At 70.7% G+C, this 18,917-nt stretch carries 19 protein-coding genes; 5 read left to right on the top strand and 14 right to left on the bottom strand.

Features of this window, described 5'->3' with window-relative positions; all coding sequences use genetic code 11:
- From ACFYRY_RS12805 to hisD, 9 genes are all read right to left on the bottom strand, one after another.
- A complete protein-coding gene (locus tag ACFYRY_RS12805) occupies positions 1-582 on the bottom strand; it encodes a helix-turn-helix domain-containing protein (RefSeq protein WP_389143265.1) in 582 nt (193 codons plus the stop codon).
- A gap of 167 nt (positions 583-749) precedes the next feature.
- Positions 750-1,505 carry an imidazole glycerol phosphate synthase subunit HisF gene (gene hisF / locus ACFYRY_RS12800; RefSeq protein WP_389143263.1) on the bottom strand — a complete coding sequence of 252 codons (756 nt, stop codon included), beginning with the start codon at positions 1,503-1,505 and terminating at the stop codon, positions 750-752.
- Positions 1,502-1,900 (bottom strand): RidA family protein, encoded by a 399-nt coding sequence (locus ACFYRY_RS12795; protein ID WP_389143261.1) that lies wholly within the window; start codon positions 1,898-1,900, stop codon positions 1,502-1,504. The genes hisF and ACFYRY_RS12795 overlap by 4 nt, the downstream gene beginning before the upstream one ends.
- Positions 1,897-2,646 (bottom strand): bifunctional 1-(5-phosphoribosyl)-5-((5-phosphoribosylamino)methylideneamino)imidazole-4-carboxamide isomerase/phosphoribosylanthranilate isomerase PriA, encoded by a 750-nt coding sequence (gene priA, locus ACFYRY_RS12790; protein WP_389143259.1) that lies wholly within the window; start codon positions 2,644-2,646, stop codon positions 1,897-1,899. Before priA ends, ACFYRY_RS12795 begins: the two co-directional genes overlap by 4 nt.
- A complete protein-coding gene (hisH, locus tag ACFYRY_RS12785; protein ID WP_389143256.1) occupies positions 2,646-3,296 on the bottom strand; it encodes an imidazole glycerol phosphate synthase subunit HisH in 651 nt (216 codons plus the stop codon). Before hisH ends, priA begins: the two co-directional genes overlap by 1 nt.
- A complete protein-coding gene (locus ACFYRY_RS12780; RefSeq protein WP_356767108.1) occupies positions 3,293-3,457 on the bottom strand; it encodes a hypothetical protein in 165 nt (54 codons plus the stop codon). Before ACFYRY_RS12780 ends, hisH begins: the two co-directional genes overlap by 4 nt.
- Entirely contained in the window at positions 3,454-4,047 is a 594-nt protein-coding gene (hisB, locus tag ACFYRY_RS12775) for an imidazoleglycerol-phosphate dehydratase HisB (protein WP_123988567.1), read from the bottom strand. The genes ACFYRY_RS12780 and hisB overlap by 4 nt, the downstream gene beginning before the upstream one ends.
- Positions 4,044-5,150, bottom strand: coding sequence for a histidinol-phosphate transaminase (locus ACFYRY_RS12770; protein ID WP_389143764.1), 1,107 nt, complete (start codon positions 5,148-5,150; stop codon positions 4,044-4,046). Before ACFYRY_RS12770 ends, hisB begins: the two co-directional genes overlap by 4 nt.
- A gap of 8 nt (positions 5,151-5,158) precedes the next feature.
- Positions 5,159-6,481, bottom strand: a complete 1,323-nt coding sequence (gene hisD / locus ACFYRY_RS12765; protein WP_389143252.1) for a histidinol dehydrogenase — start codon at positions 6,479-6,481, stop codon at positions 5,159-5,161.
- Positions 6,482-6,671: 190 nt separating this feature from the next.
- On the opposite strand from hisD, the gene ACFYRY_RS12760 reads away from it, so the two are divergent.
- The 4 genes from ACFYRY_RS12760 to ybaK all read left to right on the top strand — a co-directional run bounded on the left by ACFYRY_RS12760 (position 6,672) and on the right by ybaK (position 10,818).
- Positions 6,672-8,249, top strand: a complete 1,578-nt coding sequence (locus tag ACFYRY_RS12760) for an oxidoreductase (RefSeq protein ID WP_389143249.1) — start codon at positions 6,672-6,674, stop codon at positions 8,247-8,249.
- 184 nt (positions 8,250-8,433) lie between these two features.
- The gene (locus tag ACFYRY_RS12755; RefSeq protein ID WP_389143246.1) at positions 8,434-9,531 is read left to right on the top strand and encodes a hypothetical protein; all 1,098 of its coding nucleotides are present in this window, start codon (positions 8,434-8,436) and stop codon (positions 9,529-9,531) included.
- Between the two features lie 11 nt (positions 9,532-9,542).
- Positions 9,543-10,283, top strand: coding sequence for an LON peptidase substrate-binding domain-containing protein (locus tag ACFYRY_RS12750; RefSeq protein ID WP_389143243.1), 741 nt, complete (start codon positions 9,543-9,545; stop codon positions 10,281-10,283).
- 34 nt (positions 10,284-10,317) lie between these two features.
- A complete protein-coding gene (gene ybaK, locus ACFYRY_RS12745; protein WP_389143240.1) occupies positions 10,318-10,818 on the top strand; it encodes a Cys-tRNA(Pro) deacylase in 501 nt (166 codons plus the stop codon).
- A 48-nt stretch (positions 10,819-10,866) separates the two neighbouring features.
- Here ybaK and ACFYRY_RS12740 read toward each other — a convergent pair whose 3' ends face one another.
- The 4 genes from ACFYRY_RS12740 to ACFYRY_RS12725 form a co-directional block, all read right to left on the bottom strand.
- Complete coding sequence (locus ACFYRY_RS12740) at positions 10,867-11,571, bottom strand: AAA family ATPase (protein WP_389143237.1); 705 nt, start codon at positions 11,569-11,571, stop codon at positions 10,867-10,869.
- 34 nt (positions 11,572-11,605) lie between these two features.
- Entirely contained in the window at positions 11,606-12,427 is an 822-nt protein-coding gene (locus ACFYRY_RS12735; RefSeq protein ID WP_389143234.1) for an ABC transporter permease, read from the bottom strand.
- 82 nt (positions 12,428-12,509) lie between these two features.
- The gene (locus ACFYRY_RS12730; RefSeq protein WP_389143231.1) at positions 12,510-13,484 is read right to left on the bottom strand and encodes an ABC transporter ATP-binding protein; all 975 of its coding nucleotides are present in this window, start codon (positions 13,482-13,484) and stop codon (positions 12,510-12,512) included.
- Positions 13,485-13,607: 123 nt separating this feature from the next.
- The gene (locus ACFYRY_RS12725; protein WP_389143229.1) at positions 13,608-14,831 is read right to left on the bottom strand and encodes an NYN domain-containing protein; all 1,224 of its coding nucleotides are present in this window, start codon (positions 14,829-14,831) and stop codon (positions 13,608-13,610) included.
- Between the two features lie 222 nt (positions 14,832-15,053).
- Between ACFYRY_RS12725 and ACFYRY_RS12720 the strand changes: the two genes are divergently transcribed.
- On the top strand, positions 15,054-15,218 hold the full coding sequence (locus ACFYRY_RS12720) for a hypothetical protein (protein WP_356767132.1): 165 nt from the start codon (positions 15,054-15,056) through the stop codon (positions 15,216-15,218).
- 119 nt (positions 15,219-15,337) lie between these two features.
- Here ACFYRY_RS12720 and dnaE read toward each other — a convergent pair whose 3' ends face one another.
- Positions 15,338-18,877 carry a DNA polymerase III subunit alpha gene (gene dnaE / locus ACFYRY_RS12715; RefSeq protein ID WP_389143226.1) on the bottom strand — a complete coding sequence of 1,180 codons (3,540 nt, stop codon included), beginning with the start codon at positions 18,875-18,877 and terminating at the stop codon, positions 15,338-15,340.
- Between the last annotated feature and the right edge of the window lie 40 nt (positions 18,878-18,917).

Here is an 18,917-nt window from a genome sequence, read left to right as displayed (position 1 = left end):
TCAGGTGCGGAACGGGAAGCCGTACGTGTGCACCGCGACGTTCTCGCGGTCCTCGGTGTCCTCGGCGGCGCGGCCGCGTTCCTCGTACCGGCGGACGAGGGCGTAGATCTCCTTCGACAGCTCGGCCAGCTCGTCCGGGGTGAGCCTGAGCAGCCACTCGGAGGAGTCGGAGGCGGTCTTCCAGGCGTCGCTCCAGTGCGCGCGCTCGTCGAGGTAGCGGCGGTACATGTCGGCGCGCTGCTCGAAGAAGAGCCTGCTGGCCGCGGTGTGGGCGGCGGCCTTCTCGGGGGCGTCGCGGAAGTCCTCGTCGCGGATGCTCACCCCGTCCGAGGCCGGCTCCCACCACCGCTCCCGGCCGTCCTCGCTCTGTGCCACGGCCTCGTCGATGAGCCCGTGCTCGGCCAGTTTCCGCAGGTGGTAGCTGACCAGTGAGACGGCCTCGTCCACCTGGTCGGCGAGCTGTGAGGCGGTCGCCGAGCGGGCGATGATCAGCCGTCGGTAGAGCTGCGCCCGCAGCGGGTGCGCGAGCGCCTTCAGCGTCCCGACGTCGGTGATCCGACGGTCCCTCTCCTTGCCTGCCATGCGACTTCCTTGCCTGTCGTGCGAGCTCCTGGCCCTGTCGTGCGACCCACCGTAGACAGGAAAGGAAAGTTGCACAATATTTTTTGCGCAACTTCCCTTTCGCATCACCTCGAACAGAAACCCCGGCCGCCCTGGGGCAACCGGGGTTCACATCGCAGCCGACGAGGTCACCTCACCGGGTGCCCCGACTCCCGCAGCACGTCCTTGACCTGCCCGATCCGCAGATCACCGAAGTGGAACACGGAGGCCGCGAGCACCGCGTTGGCGCCCGCGGCGACGGCCGGCGGGAAGTCCGTCAGCCTGCCCGCGCCGCCGGAGGCGATCACCGGGACCGTGACGTGCTGGCGGACGGCGGCGATCATCTCCAGGTCGTAGCCGTCCTTGGTGCCGTCCGCGTCCATCGAGTTGAGCAGGATCTCCCCCGCGCCCAGCTCTGCGGCCCGGTGCGCCCACTCGACGGCGTCGATGCCGGTGCCCTTGCGGCCGCCGTGGGTGGTGACCTCGAAGGAGCCCGACTCGGTACGGCGCGCGTCCACCGACAGCACCAGCACCTGCCGGCCGAAGCGTTCGGCGATCTCGCGGATCAGGTCCGGGCGCGTGATGGCCGCGGTGTTCACGCCCACCTTGTCCGCGCCCGCCCGCAGCAGCTTGTCCACGTCCTCGGCGGTGCGGACACCCCCGCCCACCGTCAGCGGGATGAACACCTGCTCGGCGGTGCGGCGCACCACGTCGTAGGTCGTCTCGCGGTTGCCCGAGGAGGCGGTGATGTCCAGGAAGGTCAGCTCGTCGGCGCCCTCGGTGTCGTACACCTTCGCCATCTCGACGGGGTCGCCCGCGTCGCGCAGGTTCTGGAAGTTCACACCCTTGACGACCCGGCCGTCGTCCACGTCCAGGCAGGGGATCACTCGTACGGCGAGGGTCATGCGGTGCCCTCTCCTCGGAACGCCTCCACCTCGACCTCGACGACCAGGCTGGGGTCCACGAAGCCGGAGACGATGATCATCGAGGCGGCGGGCCGGACGGTGTCGAACAGCTCCTTGTGAGCGCGTCCGACGTCCTCCACGTCCCGGGCGTGGGTGAGGTACAGCCGGGTCCGCACCACGTCCTCGCGGCCGAGCCCCAGTTGCCCGAGCGCCGCGAACGCGACGTTGAAGGCGTTGACCGTCTGCTCGTACGGACCGCCGCCGGCGATCTCGCCGTCCACTATCGAGGTGCAGCCCGACACCAGCACCAGGCCGTTGGGCAGTTCCACCGCGCGGGAGTACCCGAAGGTCTCCTCCCAGGGCGCGCCGGTCGTGACGCGTCGCAGATCGCTCACTTGGCCACCGCCTCCAAGGCCTCTTCAAGGGTGAACGCCTTCGCGTACAGCGCCTTCCCGACGATGGCGCCCTCGACACCGACAGGCACCAGTTCGGCGATGGCCCGCAGGTCGTCCAGCGACGACACACCCCCGGAGGCCACGACCGGCCGGTCCGTCGCCGCGCACACGTTCCTCAGCAGCTCCAGGTTCGGGCCCTGCAGCGTGCCGTCCTTCGCGATGTCGGTCACCACGTAGCGCGCGCAGCCCTCCTTGTCGAGGCGCTCCAGCGTCTCGTAGAGGTCGCCGCCGTCACGGGTCCAGCCGCGCCCGCGCAGGGTCGTCCCCCGTACGTCGAGACCGACCGCGATCTGGTCGCCGTGCCGGGCGATGACCTCGGCGACCCACTGAGGCGTCTCCAGGGCGGCCGTGCCGAGGTTGACCCGGGCGCAGCCGGTGGCCAGGGCGGCGGCCAGTGTGGCGTCGTCGCGGATGCCGCCGGACAGCTCGACCTTGACGTCCAGGTCCTTCATGCGCTCGGCGACCTCGCCGATCAGGGCGCGGTTGTCGCCGGTGCCGAACGCGGCGTCCAGGTCGACCAGGTGCAGCCACTCGGCACCCGAGCGCTGCCAGGCCAGGGCGGCCTCCAGCGGGGAGCCGTACGAGGTCTCCGAGCCGGACTCGCCGTGCACGAGCCGGACCGCCTGGCCGTCACGGACGTCCACGGCGGGCAGGAGTTCGAGCCGTCCCGGGGGGTTGGAAGACATCAGAGGGTTCCGATCCAGTTGGTGAGCAGCTGCGCTCCGGCGTCGCCGGACTTCTCGGGGTGGAACTGGGTGGCCCACAGGGCGCCGTTCTCCACGGCGGCCACGAAGGGCTTGCCGTGCGTCGACCAGGTCACCAGCGGGGCGCGCATCGCCGGGTTCGCGGTCTCGAGGCTCCAGTCGTGCACGGCGTAGGAGTGCACGAAGTAGAAGCGGGCGTCCGTGTCCAGGCCCGCGAACAGCTCGGAGCCGGTGGGCACGTCCACGGTGTTCCAGCCCATGTGGGGGACGATGTCGGCCTCCAGCGGCGCGACCGAGCCGGGCCACTCGTCCAGGCCCTCGGTCTCCACTCCGTGCTCGATGCCGCGCGCGAACAGGATCTGCATGCCGACGCAGATGCCCATGACCGGACGGCCACCGGACAGCCGACGGTCGATGATCCAGTCCCCGCGGGCCTCCCTGAGGCCCTTCATGCACGCGGCGAAGGCCCCGACGCCCGGCACCAGCAGGCCGTCCGCGTTCATGGCCCGGTCGAAGTCACGCGTGATCTCGACGTCGGCGCCCGCGCGGGCGAGGGCCCGCTCGGCGGAACGGACGTTGCCGAAGCCGTAGTCGAAGACGACGACCTGCCGCTTCCCGGCGGAGCCGCTCAATTCCACACCTCCAGCCTCATGACACCGGCGACCAGACACATCGCGGCGCCGATGGAGAGCAGCACGATGAGGTTCTTCGGCATCTTCTGCTTGACGAACGAGTAGATGCCGCCGAGGAGGAAGAGCCCGAAGACGATCAGGATGGTGGACAGCCCGTTCACAGCGCGCCCTTCGTGGAGGGGAGAATTCCGGCCGCACGCGGGTCGCGTTCGGAGGCGTACCTGAGGGCCCGGGCGAGCGCCTTGAACTGGCACTCCACGATGTGGTGCGCGTTGCGCCCGTAGGGCACGTGCACGTGCAGCGCGATCTGCGCCTGGGCGACGAACGACTCCAGGATGTGCCGGGTCATCGTGGTGTCGTACTCGCCGATCATCGGCGCCATCTTCTCGGGCTCGGTGTGCACGAGGTAGGGGCGGCCCGACAGGTCGACGGTGACCTGGGCGAGGGACTCGTCCAGGGGCACCGTGCAGTTGCCGAAGCGGTAGATGCCCACCTTGTCGCCGAGCGCCTGCTTGAAGGCGGCGCCCAGCGCGAGGGCGGTGTCCTCGATGGTGTGGTGGGAGTCGATGTGCAGGTCGCCCTCGGTCTTCACGGTCAGGTCGAACAGACCGTGCCGGCCGAGCTGGTCGAGCATGTGGTCGTAGAAGCCCACGCCCGTGGACACCTCGACCTTGCCGGAACCGTCGAGATCGATCTCGACGAGGACCGAGGTCTCCTTCGTCACCCGCTCAACGCGGCCTACGCGGCTCATGCGCTCTCCTTCTTCAACTCACGGACCGCGTCGAGGAACGCGTCGTTCTCTTCGGGGGTTCCGGCGGTCACCCGCAGCCAGCCGGGCACGCCGTTGTCCCGGACCAGGACACCCCGGTCGAGGATCCGGCGCCACATCTCGTGCGCGTCGTCGAACCGTCCGAACTGGACGAAGTTGGCGTCCGACGCGGTGACCTCGTAGCCGATCGCCAGGAGTTCGGCGACCAGCCGGTCCCGCTCGGCCTTCAGCTGCTCGACGTACCCGAGCAGGGTGTCGGTGTGCTCCAGGGCGGCCAGCGCGGTCGCCTGGGTGATCGCCGACAGGTGGTAGGGCAGCCGTACGAGCTGGACGGCGTCCACGACCGCCGGGTGCGCGGCGAGATAGCCGAGGCGCAGCCCGGCCGCTCCGAACGCCTTGGACATCGTCCGTGACAGGACTAGGTTCGGCCGGCCCTCGATGAGCGGCAGCAGCGAGTCGCCGTGGCTGAACTCGATGTACGCCTCGTCGACCACGACCATCGCCCCGGCGGTCGCGGCCCTCGCGGCCTGCGCGGCCTCGTACAGCGCGAGGACGGTCTCCGGCGGGACCGCGGTGCCGGTGGGGTTGTTGGGGGTGGTGATGAAGACGACGTCGGGCTGGTTCTCGGCGATGGCCTTCTCGGCCGCGGCGACGTCGATCGTGAAGTCGTCGTGGCGCGGACCGGAGATCCAGCCCGTGCCCGTGCCGCGCGCGATCAGGGCGTGCATCGAGTACGACGGCTCGAAGCCGATCGCCGTACGGCCCGGTCCGCCGAAGGTCTGCAGCAGCTGCTGGATGACCTCGTTGGAGCCGTTGGCCGCCCAGACATTGGCCAGGCCGACCTGGTGGCCGGACGTGTTCGTCAGGTACTCGGCGAGCCGGGTGCGCAGCTCGACGGCGTCGCGGTCCGGGTAGCGGTTCAGGTTCCGCGCCGCCGCGCGCACCCGCTCGGTGATCCGCTCGACCAGCGGCTCGGGCAGCGGGTAGGGGTTCTCGTTGGTGTTCAGCCGTACCGGGACATCCAACTGGGGCGCGCCATAGGGCGACTTGCCGCGCAGCTCGTCCCGTACGGGGAGATCGTCCATTGCGAAGCTCACTTGCTCGTCGGTACCTTCCAGCCGAACCTTGCCTTGATCGCCGCGCCGTGCGCGGGCAGATCCTCCGCCTCCGCCAGCGTGACCACGTGATGCGCCACGTCGGCCAGCGCGTCCCGCGTGTAGTCGACGATGTGGATGCCGCGCAGGAAGGACTGGACGGACAGGCCCGAGGAGTGGCAGGCGCAGCCGCCGGTGGGCAGGACGTGGTTGGACCCGGCGGCGTAGTCGCCGAGCGAGACCGGCGCCCAGGGCCCGACGAAGATCGCGCCGGCGTTGCGCACCCGGTCGGCCACCGCGGCCGCGTCCGCGGTCTGGATCTCCAGGTGTTCGGCGCCGTACGCGTCGACCACCTTGAGCCCTTCGTCGATCCCGTCGACCAGCACGATCGCGGACTGCCGGCCGCGCAGCGCGGGGGAGATCCGGTCCTCCACGTGCTTGCTCGCGGCGACCTGCGGCTCCAGCTCCTTCTCGACCGCGTCGGCGAGCGCGACGGAGTCGGTCACCAGCACGGCGGCGGCCAGCGGGTCGTGCTCGGCCTGGCTGATCAGGTCGGAGGCGACGTGCACCGGGTCGGCCGTGTCGTCGGCGAGGATCGCGATCTCGGTCGGGCCGGCCTCGGCGTCGATGCCGATCTTGCCGGTGAAGTAGCGCTTGGCGGCGGCGACCCAGATGTTGCCGGGACCGGTGACCATGGTGGCGGGCGGGCAGGACTCGGTGCCGTACGCGAACATCGCGACGGCGGTCGCGCCGCCCGCGGCGTACACCTCGTCGACGCCGAGCAGGGCGCAGGCGGCGAGGATCGTCGGGTGCGGCAGCCCGTCGAAGTCGGCCTGCGCGGGGGAGGCGAGCGCGATCGACTCGACGCCGGCCTCCTGCGCGGGGACCACGTTCATGATCACGGAGGACGGGTAGACCGACCGGCCGCCGGGCGCGTACAGCCCGACCCGGTCGACGGGGACCCATTTCTCGGTCACCGCGCCGCCGGGCACGACCTGGGTGGTGTGGGTGTCGCGCCGCTGCTCCCGGTGGACGAGCCGGGCGCGGCGGATGGACTCCTCCAGGGCCGCGCGCACCGCCGGGTCCAGTTCCGCCAGGGCCCGGGTGAGCGCCTCTGCCGGGACCCTGATCGAGGCCAGACGCACGCCGTCGAACTTCTCCGCGAAGTCGATCATCGCCGCGTCGCCCCGATGATGCACGGCCTCGCAGATCGGGCGCACCTTCTCCAGGGCGGCCTGAACGTCGAACTCGGCTCGGGGCAGCAGGTCGCGCAGGGCGGGGCCCTCGGGGAGGGCGTCACCGCGCAGATCGATGCGGGCCATCGGGAAATGTTGCAGCACGCGGTCAATTCTCTCAGACCCGGATCGGGCACTGTTCGCGCGTATCAATGGCTGATACGGATCCCGGGGGAAACCTGGAAGATCGCCTTCACGTTGAGCGTTCGGGGCGTCACCCAGCGGGCATGAAAGGTTGTATGAGACAAGGAAACGCCACTGAGGAGGAAGAGGACCGGTGAGCGAGGGGGCCGGCCTCCCGGACGGGGACCTGCCGGGTGATCTGACCGCCGCCGAGGCCGGTATGTGGCAGGCCTTCCGCAACGGCAGCGTGTACGACCTGAGCAGCGGCGACACCGTCGTCGACGATCCGCACGGGGGCCATCCCTGGGGCGCGGACCGGACCGTACGGGCACGGATCGTGTGCTGGCTGCTCCTGGACGGCCCGCCGGCGCTCGCGGGTCGGGTGTCCTCCCTGAAGCTCGTGGGCGTGCAGATCAGCGGCGCCCTGGACCTCGCGGGCGGCACGGTGGTGCCGTACGTCGAGATGCGCGACTGCCGCTTCGAGCGGGACGTCCTGCTGCCGGAGGCCCACTTCACGACCCTGCGGCTGGTGGACTGCTCGGTGCCGCGCCTGGAGGCCGCCCGGGTGCACACGGAGGGCGATCTGCACCTGCCTCGCTGCCGCTTCCACAACGGCGTCCGGCTCACCGACGCACAGATAGGCACCGACCTGCTGATGAACCAGGCGATCGTCTACCGCGACCGCAGCGGCCGTTCGATCGCCGCCGACGGCCTGACCGTCGGCCAGGACCTCCAGGCCGAGATGCTGGAGTCGCACGGCGAGCTGAGTCTGCGCAGCGCCAAGATCGGCGTCTCGCTGAGCCTGCGCGGCGCCCGGCTGGCCAACCCGTACACCCGGCTCGCCCTGAACGCCCCCCAGCTGACCGTGGAGCGCTCGCTGTACCTCACCCCGGCCGCCGTGGGCGGCCTCCAGCTGAGCGGGACGACGCCCGCGCGCGGGACGCGGATCCAGCGCTTCGAGTGTCAGGGCGGGCTGCGCCTGGACGACGGACGGTTCGGGGACGCCGTCGACCTGGAGCGGGCCCGGTTCACCCTCACCGACGAGCAGGAACTGTCGCTGCGCCGCGTGCAGACGCCCGAGCTGCGCTTCCTCGGGGAGCGGCCGGCCCGGGGGGCGGTGGTGCTGTCGGGGGCGCGGGTGGTCAACCTGATGGACCGGGCGGACGCCTGGCCGGGGCCGGGCCGGCTGCACATGGGCGGCTTCACCTACGAGAACCTGGTGCCGCGGGGCCCGTTCCCGCTGAACGAACGGCTGGAGTGGGTGGCGGCGGCGACCGCCGAGTACAACCCGGAGCCGTACGAACTGCTGGCCGCCGTGCTGCGTGCCGGCGGCGAGGACGAGGACGCGCGCGAGGTGCTGCTCGCCAAGCAGCGCAGGCGCCGCGAGAGTCTGCCGGTCGCCGGCCAGTTGTGGGGGTACGTCCAGGACTGGACGGTCGCCTACGGATACCGGCCGGGCCGGGCCGCCGTGTGGATGGCGGTGCTGTGGGCGGCGAGTTCGGTGGCGTTCGCGCACGCCGACCATCCACCGCTCAAGCGCGGCGAGCATCCGCCGTGGAACCCCGCGCTGTTCGCGCTGGATCTGCTTCTGCCGGTCATCGACCTCGGGCAGGTCGGGTTCTGGCAGCTGCGCGGCGGCTGGCAGTGGCTGGCCGCCGCGATCATCCTGCTGGGCTGGATCCTGGCGACGACGGTGGCGGCGGGGGCGACGCGGCTGTTACGGCGCAACTGAGACCTGTCTGCTGTCGGGCCCTCCACTGTCCGCCGGTCCGCTGTCCGGCCCGGGTGAAACAGGAGGGGCTGGTGATGCCAGAGTTGTTGAACGGTCACCATTTTGCTTTCCCTTTTCCTCAGCGCGTACAACTTTCCGCGAGTTGGCCGTTCCCGCTGGCGCCCGCGTGACCTGCGGACTTTCAATGGTCGACACCATGGCTCTGCTGCACCCGTTCAACCGCGCCTCTCGGCCCTCCTCACGTGAGGCCGGCGGACTTCCCGCCGACAACGAGGTGCTGCTCGACGCGCCCGACCACCGGCTGGGCCCCGCCCTGGTCGCGGCGGCCCAGGGCGAGTACGGCCCCGCGTCCGCGCTGCTGAGCGCCACCCGGGCGAGCGCGGACTGGGAGATGCGGGACCGCCACCTGCGAAGGCTCGCGGCCTTCGCCCGTTCGCGCGACGAGTGGTACAGGGCCTGGCGCACGGCCGCGCCGCACGATCCGGACGCGCTGTTGGTCGGCGCACAGCTCGCGGTGGACCGCGTCTGGCGGTCGCCGGCGCGGGCGGAGCTGCTGCGCGAGGTGAGCCCGTTGATCACCGCCGCCGGGCACGGCGACCTGCGCGATCCCGTGCCGTGGCGGATCGCGCTGGACCACGCGCGCGGCTCGCACGCCGGACACACGTACTTCGAGGAGCTGTGGGAGGCGGCTGTCCGCCGCGCCCCGCACCACTACGGCTGCCATGTCGCGGCCATGCGGTACCTGGCCTCGTCCTCACAGGGCTCCCTGCCCGCGTGCTTCGACTTCGCCGAGCTGGCCGCGCACGACGCCCCGGCCACCTCGCTCGTCCAGGCGCTGCCGGCCCGGGCGGCGTTCTCCTGCCTGACCGTCGGTCTGCTCCACGGCCGGGCCGACGGACCCGCGCACGGACCGGCCGGCGGCCGCGGCCCCGAGGTGACGCGGGAACGGCTGGACGCGGCGGCCGACCGGGCGATCGCGCTCTCCGCCCGTTTCCCGGCGGCCGACCCGTGGCCCGCCGAGGTCCGCAACAAGCTGATGTACGTCCTGGTACGGCTGGAGCGCTGGACGGACGCCGCGGAGCAACTGCGCCAGATCGGCCCGTACGCCACCTCCTTCCCCTGGGACCGGTTCTCGCACGATCCGCTCGCCGGGTTCCTGGAGATCCGCCACGAGATCCGGGACCGGATCCGGGACCGGATCCGGGGCGAGACCCGTCGGCGAACCGCGTCCGTCCATCCACGAAGTGAGCACGGCGAACGTGCCCGCTCCGGCGACCACTAGGCTCTTGCGTCGTGACCACCGTGCGGCTCCCGCTCTTCCCCCTGAACACTGTGTTGTTCCCGGGGCTCGTGCTTCCTCTGAACATCTTCGAGGAGCGCTATCGCGCCATGATGCGCGAGCTGGTGAAGACCCCCGAGGACGAGCCGCGGAAGTTCGCCGTCGTGACCATCCGCGACGGCCACGAGGTGGCGACGACCTCCCCCGGCCTGCCGGACCAGACGGCCGTGCCCGAGCGCGGACCGGCGGCAGGCTTCGGCGACGACCCGATCAAGGCGTTCCACGGTGTCGGCTGCGTCGCCGACGCGGCGACCATCCGGGAACGGGCCGACGGCACCTTCGAGGTCCTGGCCACCGGCACCACGCGGGTGCGCCTGCTGTCCGTGGACGCGTCGGGTCCGTTCCTGACGGCCGAGCTGGAGGAGCTCCCGGAGGCGCCGGGCGACGAGGCGGGGGCGCTGGCCGAGGGGGTGCTGCGGTCCTTCCGCCAGTACCAGAAGCGGCTCGCGGGCGCCCGTGAGCGGTCCCTGTCGACCGGCTCGGACCTGCCGGACGAACCGTCCGTGCTCTCCTACCTGGTGGCCGCGGCAATGATGCTGGACACCCCGACCAAGCAGCGCCTGCTCCAGGCCCCGGACGCCGCGTCCCGGCTGCGCGACGAGCTGAAACTCCTTCGCTCGGAGACGTCGATCATCCGTAACCTGCCGTCGTTGCCCGCGTCGGAACTGACGCGGGGCCCGATGAGTCTCAACTGACGCACGACCTCGGAACAGGCGGGATCAGGCCGCGATGGCGAAGAAGGCGAAGAAGCAGCAGTCGGGCGGCACGCCCGCGACGGTGGCCCTGACGGCCGCGGGGGTGCCGTACACGGTCCACTCCTACGACCACGACCCCTCCCACCCGTCCTACGGCGAGGAGGCGGCCGAGGCCATGGGCGTGTCTCCGGAGCGGGTGTTCAAGACGCTGGTGGCGGACGTGGACGGGGCCCTGACGGTCGCGGTGGTCCCGGTGGCGGGCCAGCTGGACCTCAAGGCCCTGGCCTCGGCGGCCGGCGGCAAGCGGGCCACCATGGCCGACCCGGCTCTCGCCGAACGCACCACGGGGTACGTACGCGGCGGCATCTCTCCGCTCGGCCAGCGCAAGAAGCTGCCCACGGTCCTCGACGCGTCGGCGTCCACCCATCCGACGATCTGCGTCTCGGCGGGCCGCCGCGGCCTCGAGGTCGAACTCTCCCCGTCGGACCTGGCCGACCTCACGGACGCGGTGGTGGCGCCCATCGGGCGTGCGTGACGGCGGTGCCGTTGGATCACCCTGATCGGGGCCTAGGGGGTGTCCGGCTCACGCCTGTGGGGCGCCGTGCGGGTCCTTCGGGGCGGGGTCCTGCTCATAGGGGCCGTGCAGCTCCGGGTCCCGGGGCCCGAACAGGGCGGTCAGGCCCAGGTGCACCACCAGGGCCGCCAGCGACCACGTCAGCAACGCCCCCTTGGCTCCCAGCTTCAGCGGCGCGGAGAAGGTGACTCCCTTGCCCGCGGACTTCGCGTGGGCGATCACGTCCTGGGTCGGCCCGAGCCACACGCCGAGGCGCCAGGCCAGCAGCGAACCCAGCAGCCCTCCGACACCGAGCGCCACCACCAGCGGCACTCCCCCGCGCCGTCGCAGCAGGAAGACGACGAGCGCGCTCAGCGCCCCGAAGGCCAGCCCCAGCAGGGTGAACGTTCCATCGACCCCGACCGCCTGCTCGCCCTCGGATTCCTTCAGGTAGACGACCCAGCTCTTGTCGACCACGTCACCCACCAGCGGGACGTGCGGGGCCAGCCACCACCACAGCACGCCCAGCAGCACCCCGGAGAGCGCCACCGCCACCGTGATCACGGCGGCTTCCCGCACTTCGGTCTTCATCCCGGGCCCATCCTGTCCGTACGAACCGTGCGCGCCGTACGCCGGGTCCGGCACGGGAGGCACATACCCGGGAGGCGACCCCTGCCACGCACGGTGCGCGGGCTGATCGTGGGGCGGAGGAGGAGGAGTCAACGGTGCGGTCACTCTGACATCGTGCCAGGCCCGTCTGTGCGGCGCGTCACCGGACGGCCGCCCGGCGGTACGCCCAGGTGGCGACGGCCAGCGAGACCACGCCGACGCCGCCGCAGACGGCGAGATCACCGAGGACGAAGGCCCAGTCGGGGTGCGGTCCGAAGGTACGCGCGAAGGCCTCGACGCCGTACGTCGACGGCAGCAGATCCCGGGCGAACCGCACCGCCTCCGGCATCCGGTCCGCGGGCAGGACCCCCAGCAGCAGCGCCGCCGACATGCCGAGCTGCCCGAGCAGCGTGGCCAGTTCCGGACGCGGCGCGAGCAGCCCGAGCGCGGCCCCGAGCCCGGCGAGGGCGGCGCCCGCGAGCGGGATGACGGCGACGAGGATCCACAGGTGCGTCAGCGGAAGCCCGAACAGCACGGAACCGAACACCGCGGTCACCACGGTCCCCGGCACGGTGAAGGACGCGTACGCGCCCGCCGCGCCCAGCACCACAGCGGCCGGCGGCACCGGCAGCGTGGCGTAGTGATCGAGCCCGCCACTGCCCCGCAGCTGCCCGAAGTACTGCGCCAGCAGGTTCAGCGCGACGAAGGCGACGACCAGGACCGACGACCCGGCCACCACGGCCTGCGCCTCACCGCCGCCGTCGACGACCCCGCGCATCAGGATCATGATCCCGACCGACTGGAAGGTCGCCACGAACAGCAGCGGGATGCGCGCGACCCGTGCCCGGGACAGCTGCGCCCGGTACACGGCCACCAGCGCCGGCCACAGCCGCGCGCGTGGACCGAGCTCGGTCGCCTCACGGACCGGCTCCTCGGCGGCCAGGGCACTGCCCGGCACCACCTCGGCGGGTACGACACTCACCTCGTGCGGCTCCCCTCACTCGGTCTCACTGCGGCGGTCGTCCTGGTGCGTACGGATGTGACGGTCCGCGTACTCAACGTGCTCACGCCTTCACCAGCCCCTGCTGCGCCGCGCCGCCCAGGGCCAGGTACACGTCCTCCAGGCTGGGTGTGGCGAGCGTGAAGTCGTCCAGCGCGGCGAACGCGGCCCCGCCGGTGACGGTGGCGACGACCGCGCGGGCCTCGTCGGGGGCGAGTCTGAGGGTCCAGCGGCGCCCGGACTCCAGGGACCGCTCGCGCAGCGCGGCGACCTCGGGCACGTGCAGCGGAGCCGTCTCGCGCCACACCAGGTCGACCCGCACCTCTCCGGCGACCTGTTCCTTCAGGCCGGTGGGGGTGTCGCAGGCGATCACCCGGCCCCGGTCGAGGACGGCGACCCGGTCCAGGACGGTCTCCGCCTCGATGACGTTGTGGGTGACGAGCAGGACGGTCGCGCCGTGTTCGGCGCGGCGCCGGTCGACGGCGCCCCAGACCGCGCGGCGCGCCACGGGGTCCATTCCGGTGGTCGGCTCGTCGAGCACGAGCAGCGGCCGCTGCCCCACCAGCGCGGTGGCGAAGCAGGCCAGTCGGCGCTGCCCGCCGGACAGCTTCTTGAGCGGCCGTCCGGCGAGCGGTGCGAGGCCGAGTTCGTCCAGTACGGCGTCCCGTTCGGCCCGTGCGCCCCGCGCGTCCAGTCCGCGCAGCCGACCGGTGGTCTCGGCGGCGAGGGACACGGTGAGTTCGTCCAGGGCGGAGGTTTCCTGCCCCAGGTAGGCGAGGAGCCGGGCGGCCCGCTCCGGGTGGCGGACGATGTCGTGTCCGAGGATCTCGACACTGCCGCGGTCGGGCCGCATCAGCCCGGTCAGCTGCCGTACCAGGGTGGTCTTCCCGGCGCCGTTGGGGCCCAGCAGCCCGAAGATCTCACCGCGCCCGATGTCCAGGCGTACGTCGTCGGTGGCTCTCACCTCGGAGGTCGCGGGAACGCCGCGCCGACCCCGTACCGCCGGATAGGTCTTGGTCAGCCCGCGCACGGCGCACACGACATCACCACTGTGCCGAAGTGCCGGTGTCGCGCGCGTACTCACAAGTGACGAGACTACGTGGTCCGCCGCCCCGGCCGGTTCCCGGGTCGGTCCATAAGGGGGATGTGGGCGGTAAAGATCTCACTCGGCCGCGGGGGCGTGCCCCGCCGCCGTCCGTAGGTCGATCTCCCGCCAGAACCCGGCCCGGATGGCGTAGCGGTCGTGCTCGTCGATCTGGTCGTCCTTGTGGGCGAGCAGCCCGAACCGGGCCGCGTACCGCAGCAGCTCGCCGTCGATGCGGTGCGGGACACGCGGATACATCTGGGACAGCCTCTGCAGGTTGGCCCCCTGGTCCCCGAGCCGCTCCATCCACCTCCTGGCGAACACCTGTCCGACCTCGAACGGGTCCCCGCCGACCGTGGTGATGTCCTCCTCCCGGTCGGCCCACCGCTGCTCCGCCGTGGTCAGCTGCGCCAGCGTCGGCATGGACGCCACCTCGGGGGGTTCGGAGGCGGCGCCGGGCCGGTCGACCCAGCCCTTGTCGGAGGACCACCGCAGGGTCGCGGTCTGGGGCGGCTGGGCGGGCTGGACACCGGGAGCGCGCAGCGCGGCCAGGTCCTTCGGCGTGGGTACGCCCTTCGTGGCCGGCGTTCTCTCCTCGGTGCCGTTCTCCGAGGCACCGGCCACCGTGGCGTGCTCGGGCTCCTCGGTGGAACGCTCGGCCGCCGAGGAGAGCCCGGACTCGGGCAGCGGCGCCGACAGGATCGCGGCGATCTCGGGCCGCGGCACGGGCGGCGGAGCGCAGACCCCGCCGAGGTCCTTGGCGCGTACGGCCTTGGTGATCCACGTACGGTCGAGCACGCGCCGCTCGTCGGCCTCGGCGACCAGGTCCTCGGACTGGTTGTAGTCCCCGTCGGCGGCCTGCACGGCCCACAGGTGCACGGCGACCCCGTGTTCCTTGGCCGCCATCATGCCCGGGAGCAGATCACCGTCTCCGGTGACCAGAACGACGTCGGAGCAGGCACGGTTGCGGGCCAGCTCGGTCAGCTCGGCGTGCATCGCGGCGTCCACGCCCTTCTGGGCCCAGCGTCCGTCGCTGCGGGTCAGGGCGCCCAGCCGGACGGTGACCCGGGGCATCACGCGCAGCCTGCGGTGTTCGGGCTGGGGGACGCGGTCGGGGGCGCCGTCGAACCAGTAGATGCGCAGCAGCGGCCGTTCGGTGTCGGACTCGGCGCGTTCGCGCAGTCCCTGGATGAGGGCGGCGTGGTCGACGGTGATACGGGATCGCGAGGGTTCCCCGGCAAGGAGACTGGCGGCGGCCCCCAGCAGATACCCGGCGTCCACCAGGACGATGCAGCGGTCCACACGACTCACCCTCTTCCCGGGAGGTTTGCTTCGGGCTTGCTTCGAGTCTGCCCGACCGCGCGGGGGTTAACGGCCCGAACTCGATCTTCGGCGTGGCGTTTCGGCCCCTCGCGCTCCGACAAGCCCTGTCACACACGGTAATTATCCGACATGCGCTCTTTGTCAGCCTATGTGAATCTGGTCCCGGCCCTGGCCCCTAGATCCCCCACAGGAGGCAGCACCATGGCCAAGAACAAGAAGCAGGACCGTAAGCAGCCCCAGTCCGAGCGCGGTCAGCAGGCGGCCCGCCCGTCGTCGATGGAGACGCAGGGCGAGGAGCACTCCCCGCAGGTGAGTCCGGGCGACATGGCCCGCAAGGGGCGTCACAAGCGCTTCGGTCACAACTGACATCAGGTCACAACTGACATCCGGGTGACGGGCTGTTGACGCCCATCGAGACACCGTCGATACCCCGAGGGGCGCATCCGAGACCGGATGCGCCCCTCGCGCACGTCGACCGCCTGCCGTCAGCCCGCCAGGCAGGACGGGCCCAACAGCACCTTCAGGTCGCCGAACAACGCCGGGTCGGGCTTGACGCGGTGCCGGTCCAGACGCAGCACGGTCGTCTTGCGCGGGCCCTGGAGCTTGATCCGGACCTCGCTCTCGCCCTTGTGGTGCGTGAGGATCTCACCGAGGCGGCTGACCATGGGCGGAGTGACCCGGGTGGCCGGGATGGTGAGGATCACCGGCGCGTTGGCGCCCGCGTTCGACAGGTCCGGCACCTGGAGTTCCATGGCGACCAGGCGCGGCACGTCCTCGCGCTTGTCGAGGCGGCCCTTGACGAACACCACGGCGTCCTCGACGAGTTGGGTCGAGATGAGCTGGTAGGTGGCCGGGAAGAACATGCACTCGATGGAACCGGCCAGGTCCTCCACCGTGGCGATGGCCCAGGCGTTGCCCTGCTTGGTCATCTTGCGCTGGAGGCCGGAGATGATGCCGCCGATGGTGACGACCGCGCCGTCCGCGTGCTCACCTCCGGTGAGCTGGGCGATACCGGCGTCCGCCTTGTCGGACAGCACGTGCTCCAGACCGAAGAGCGGGTGGTCGGAGACGTACAGACCGAGCATCTCCCGCTCCTGGGCGAGGAGGTAGGTCTTGTCCCACTCCTCGGTGGTGAACTCCACGTCGAGTCCGAAGCCGGGCTCGCTGGTGTCCTCCTCGCCCATGCCGCCGAAGAGGTCGAACTGCCCCTCGGCCTCCTTGCGCTTGACCGCCACCACGTTGTCGATCATCGGCTCGAAGTGCGCGGTGAGGCCCTTGCGGGTGTGCCCCAGGGTGTCGAACGCGCCCGCCTTGATCAGCGACTCCGTGGTGCGCTTGTTGCACGCGACCGCCTCGACCTTGTCGAGGTAGTCGGGGAAGGAGCTGTACTTGCCCTTCGCCTTACGGCTCTTGATGATCGACTCGACCACGTTCGTGCCGACGTTGCGCACGGCTTCGAGGCCGAAGAGGATCACGTCGTCGCCCTGCGCGGCGAAGTTGTGCAGCGACTCGTTGACGTTCGGCGGGAGCACCTTGATGCCCATGCGCCGGCACTCGTTGAGGTAGACGGCCGACTTGTCCTTGTCGTCCTTGACCGAGGTCAGCAGCGCCGCCATGTACTCGGCGGGATAGTTCGCCTTCAGATACCCGGTCCAGTACGAGACCAGGCCGTACGCGGCGGAGTGCGCCTTGTTGAAGGCGTAGCCGGCGAAGGGGACCAGCACGTCCCACAGGGCCTGGATCGCCTCGTCGCTGTAGCCGTTCTTGCGGGCGCCCTGCTGGAAGAGGACGAAGTTCTTCGCCAGTTCGTCGGGCTTCTTCTTGCCCATCACGCGGCGGAGGATGTCGGCCTCGCCGAGCGAGTAGCCGGCGATGATCTGGGCGGCCTTCTGCACCTGCTCCTGGTAGACGATCAGGCCGTAGGTGACCGCGAGGACCTCTTCGAGGGGCTCCTCCAGCTCCTTGTGGATCGGGGTGATCTCCTGGAGCTTGTTCTTGCGCAGCGCGTAGTTGGTGTGCGAGTCCATGCCCATCGGGCCCGGACGGTAGAGCGCCGAGACGGCGGAGATGTCTTCGAAGTTGTCGGGCTTCATCAGGCGCAGCAGGGAGCGCATGGGGCCGCCGTCGAACTGGAAGACGCCGAGGGTCTCACCGCGCTGGAGCAGTTCGAAGGTCGTCGGATCGTCGAGCGGCAGATCGAGCAGCTGGAGGTCGATGCCCTTGTTGGACCGCACCATCTTGACGGCGTCGTCCATGATCGTCAGGTTGCGCAGGCCGAGGAAGTCCATCTTCAGCAGGCCGAGCGACTCGCACTGCGGGTAGTCCCACTGCGTGATGGTCACGCCGTCCGTGTGCCGCACCCAGATCGGGGCGTGGTCCACGATGGGCTCGCTGGACATGATGACGCCGGCGGCGTGCACGCCCATCTGCCGGACCAGGCCCTCGACGCCCTTGGCGGTGTCGATGACCTTCTTGACGTCCGGCTCGTTCTCGTACATCGCGCGGATCTCGCCGGCCTCGCTGTAGCGGGGGTGCGAGGGGTCGGTGATGCCGTTGAGGTCGATGCCCTTGCCGAGGACGTCGGCGGGCATCGCCTTGGTGAGGCGGTCGCCCATGGCGTACGGGTAGCCCAGCACGCGCGCGGAGTCCTTGATGGCGTTCTTCGCCTTGATCTTGCCGTACGTGCCGATCATGGCGACCTTGTCAGCGCCGTACTTCTCCGTGACGTACCTGATCACCTCGACGCGCCGACGCTCGTCGAAGTCGATGTCGACATCGGGCATGGAGACGCGCTCGGGGTTGAGGAACCGCTCGAAGATCAGGCCGTGCGGGATCGGGTCGAGGTCGGTGATGCCCATGGCGTACGCGACGATCGAACCGGCCGCGGAACCACGGCCGGGGCCGACCGCGATGCCCTGGTTCTTGGCCCACATGATGAAGTCGGCGACGACCAGGAAGTAGCCCGGGAACCCCATCTGGATGATGACGTCCATCTCGTACTCGACCTGCTTCTGGCGGTCCTCCGGGACGTTGCCGGAGAAGCGGCGCTCCATGCCACGGCGGACCTCCTCCTTGAACCAGGTGACCTCGGTGTAGCCCTCGGGGATGTCGAACTTCGGCATGAGGTTCTTCGCCTCGAACATGCCGGCCGTGTCGATCTGCTCGGCCACCAGGAGGGTGTTGGCGCAGCCCTCCTGCCAGGCGTCCGACGAGTCGATGGCGTACATCTCGTCCGTGGACTTCAGGTAGTAGCCGGTGCCGTCGAAGCGGAAGCGGTCCGGGTCGGAGAGGTTCTTGCCGGTCTGGATGCACAGCAGGGCGTCGTGCGCGGTCGCCTCGTGCGCGTAGGTGTAGTGCGAGTCGTTCGTCACCAGCGGCGGGATGCCGAGCTTCTTGCCGATCTCCAGGAGGCCGTCACGAACCCGGTGCTCGATGTCGATGCCGTGGTCCATCAGCTCCAGGAAGTAGCGGTCCTTGCCGAAGATGTCCTGGTACTCGGCGGCGGACTTCAGGGCCTCGTCGAACTGGCCGAGGCGCAGCCGGGTCTGGAGCTCGCCGGAGGGACAGCCGGTGGAGGCGATGAGCCCCTCGGACCACTGGGAGATGGTCTCCTTGTCCATCCGGGGCCACTTCTGCAGCCAGCCCTCCGCGTACGCGTCCGAGGAGAGCTTGAAGAGGTTGTGCAGGCCCGTCGAGTTGGCCGCCCAGATGGTCTTGTGGGTGTAACCACCCGAACCGGAGACGTCGTCCCGCTTCTGGTGCGGCTGGCCCCACTGGATCTTGCGCTTGTTGCGGCGGGACTCGGGCGCGACGTAGGCCTCGATGCCGATGATCGGGGTGACCCCGGACTTCTTCGCGGTGTGGAAGAAGTCGTACGCGCCGTGGAGGTTGCCGTGGTCGGACATGGCGATGTGGGTCATCCCCATCTCCTCGCACGCCTTGAACATGTCCTTGAGCCGCGCGGCACCGTCCAGCAGCGAGTACTGGGTGTGGACGTGCAGGTGCGTGAACGGCGGCTTTGACACGGCTGCGGCCTCCAAGGGAAACATTGGTCGACGGGCGTCC

Origin of the sequence: Streptomyces sp. NPDC005263 (assembly GCF_042872365.1) — a bacterium.
In the GTDB taxonomy this organism is placed as follows: Bacteria; Actinomycetota; Actinomycetes; order Streptomycetales; family Streptomycetaceae; genus Streptomyces.
This window is presented reverse-complemented; position numbering and strand designations above follow the sequence as displayed.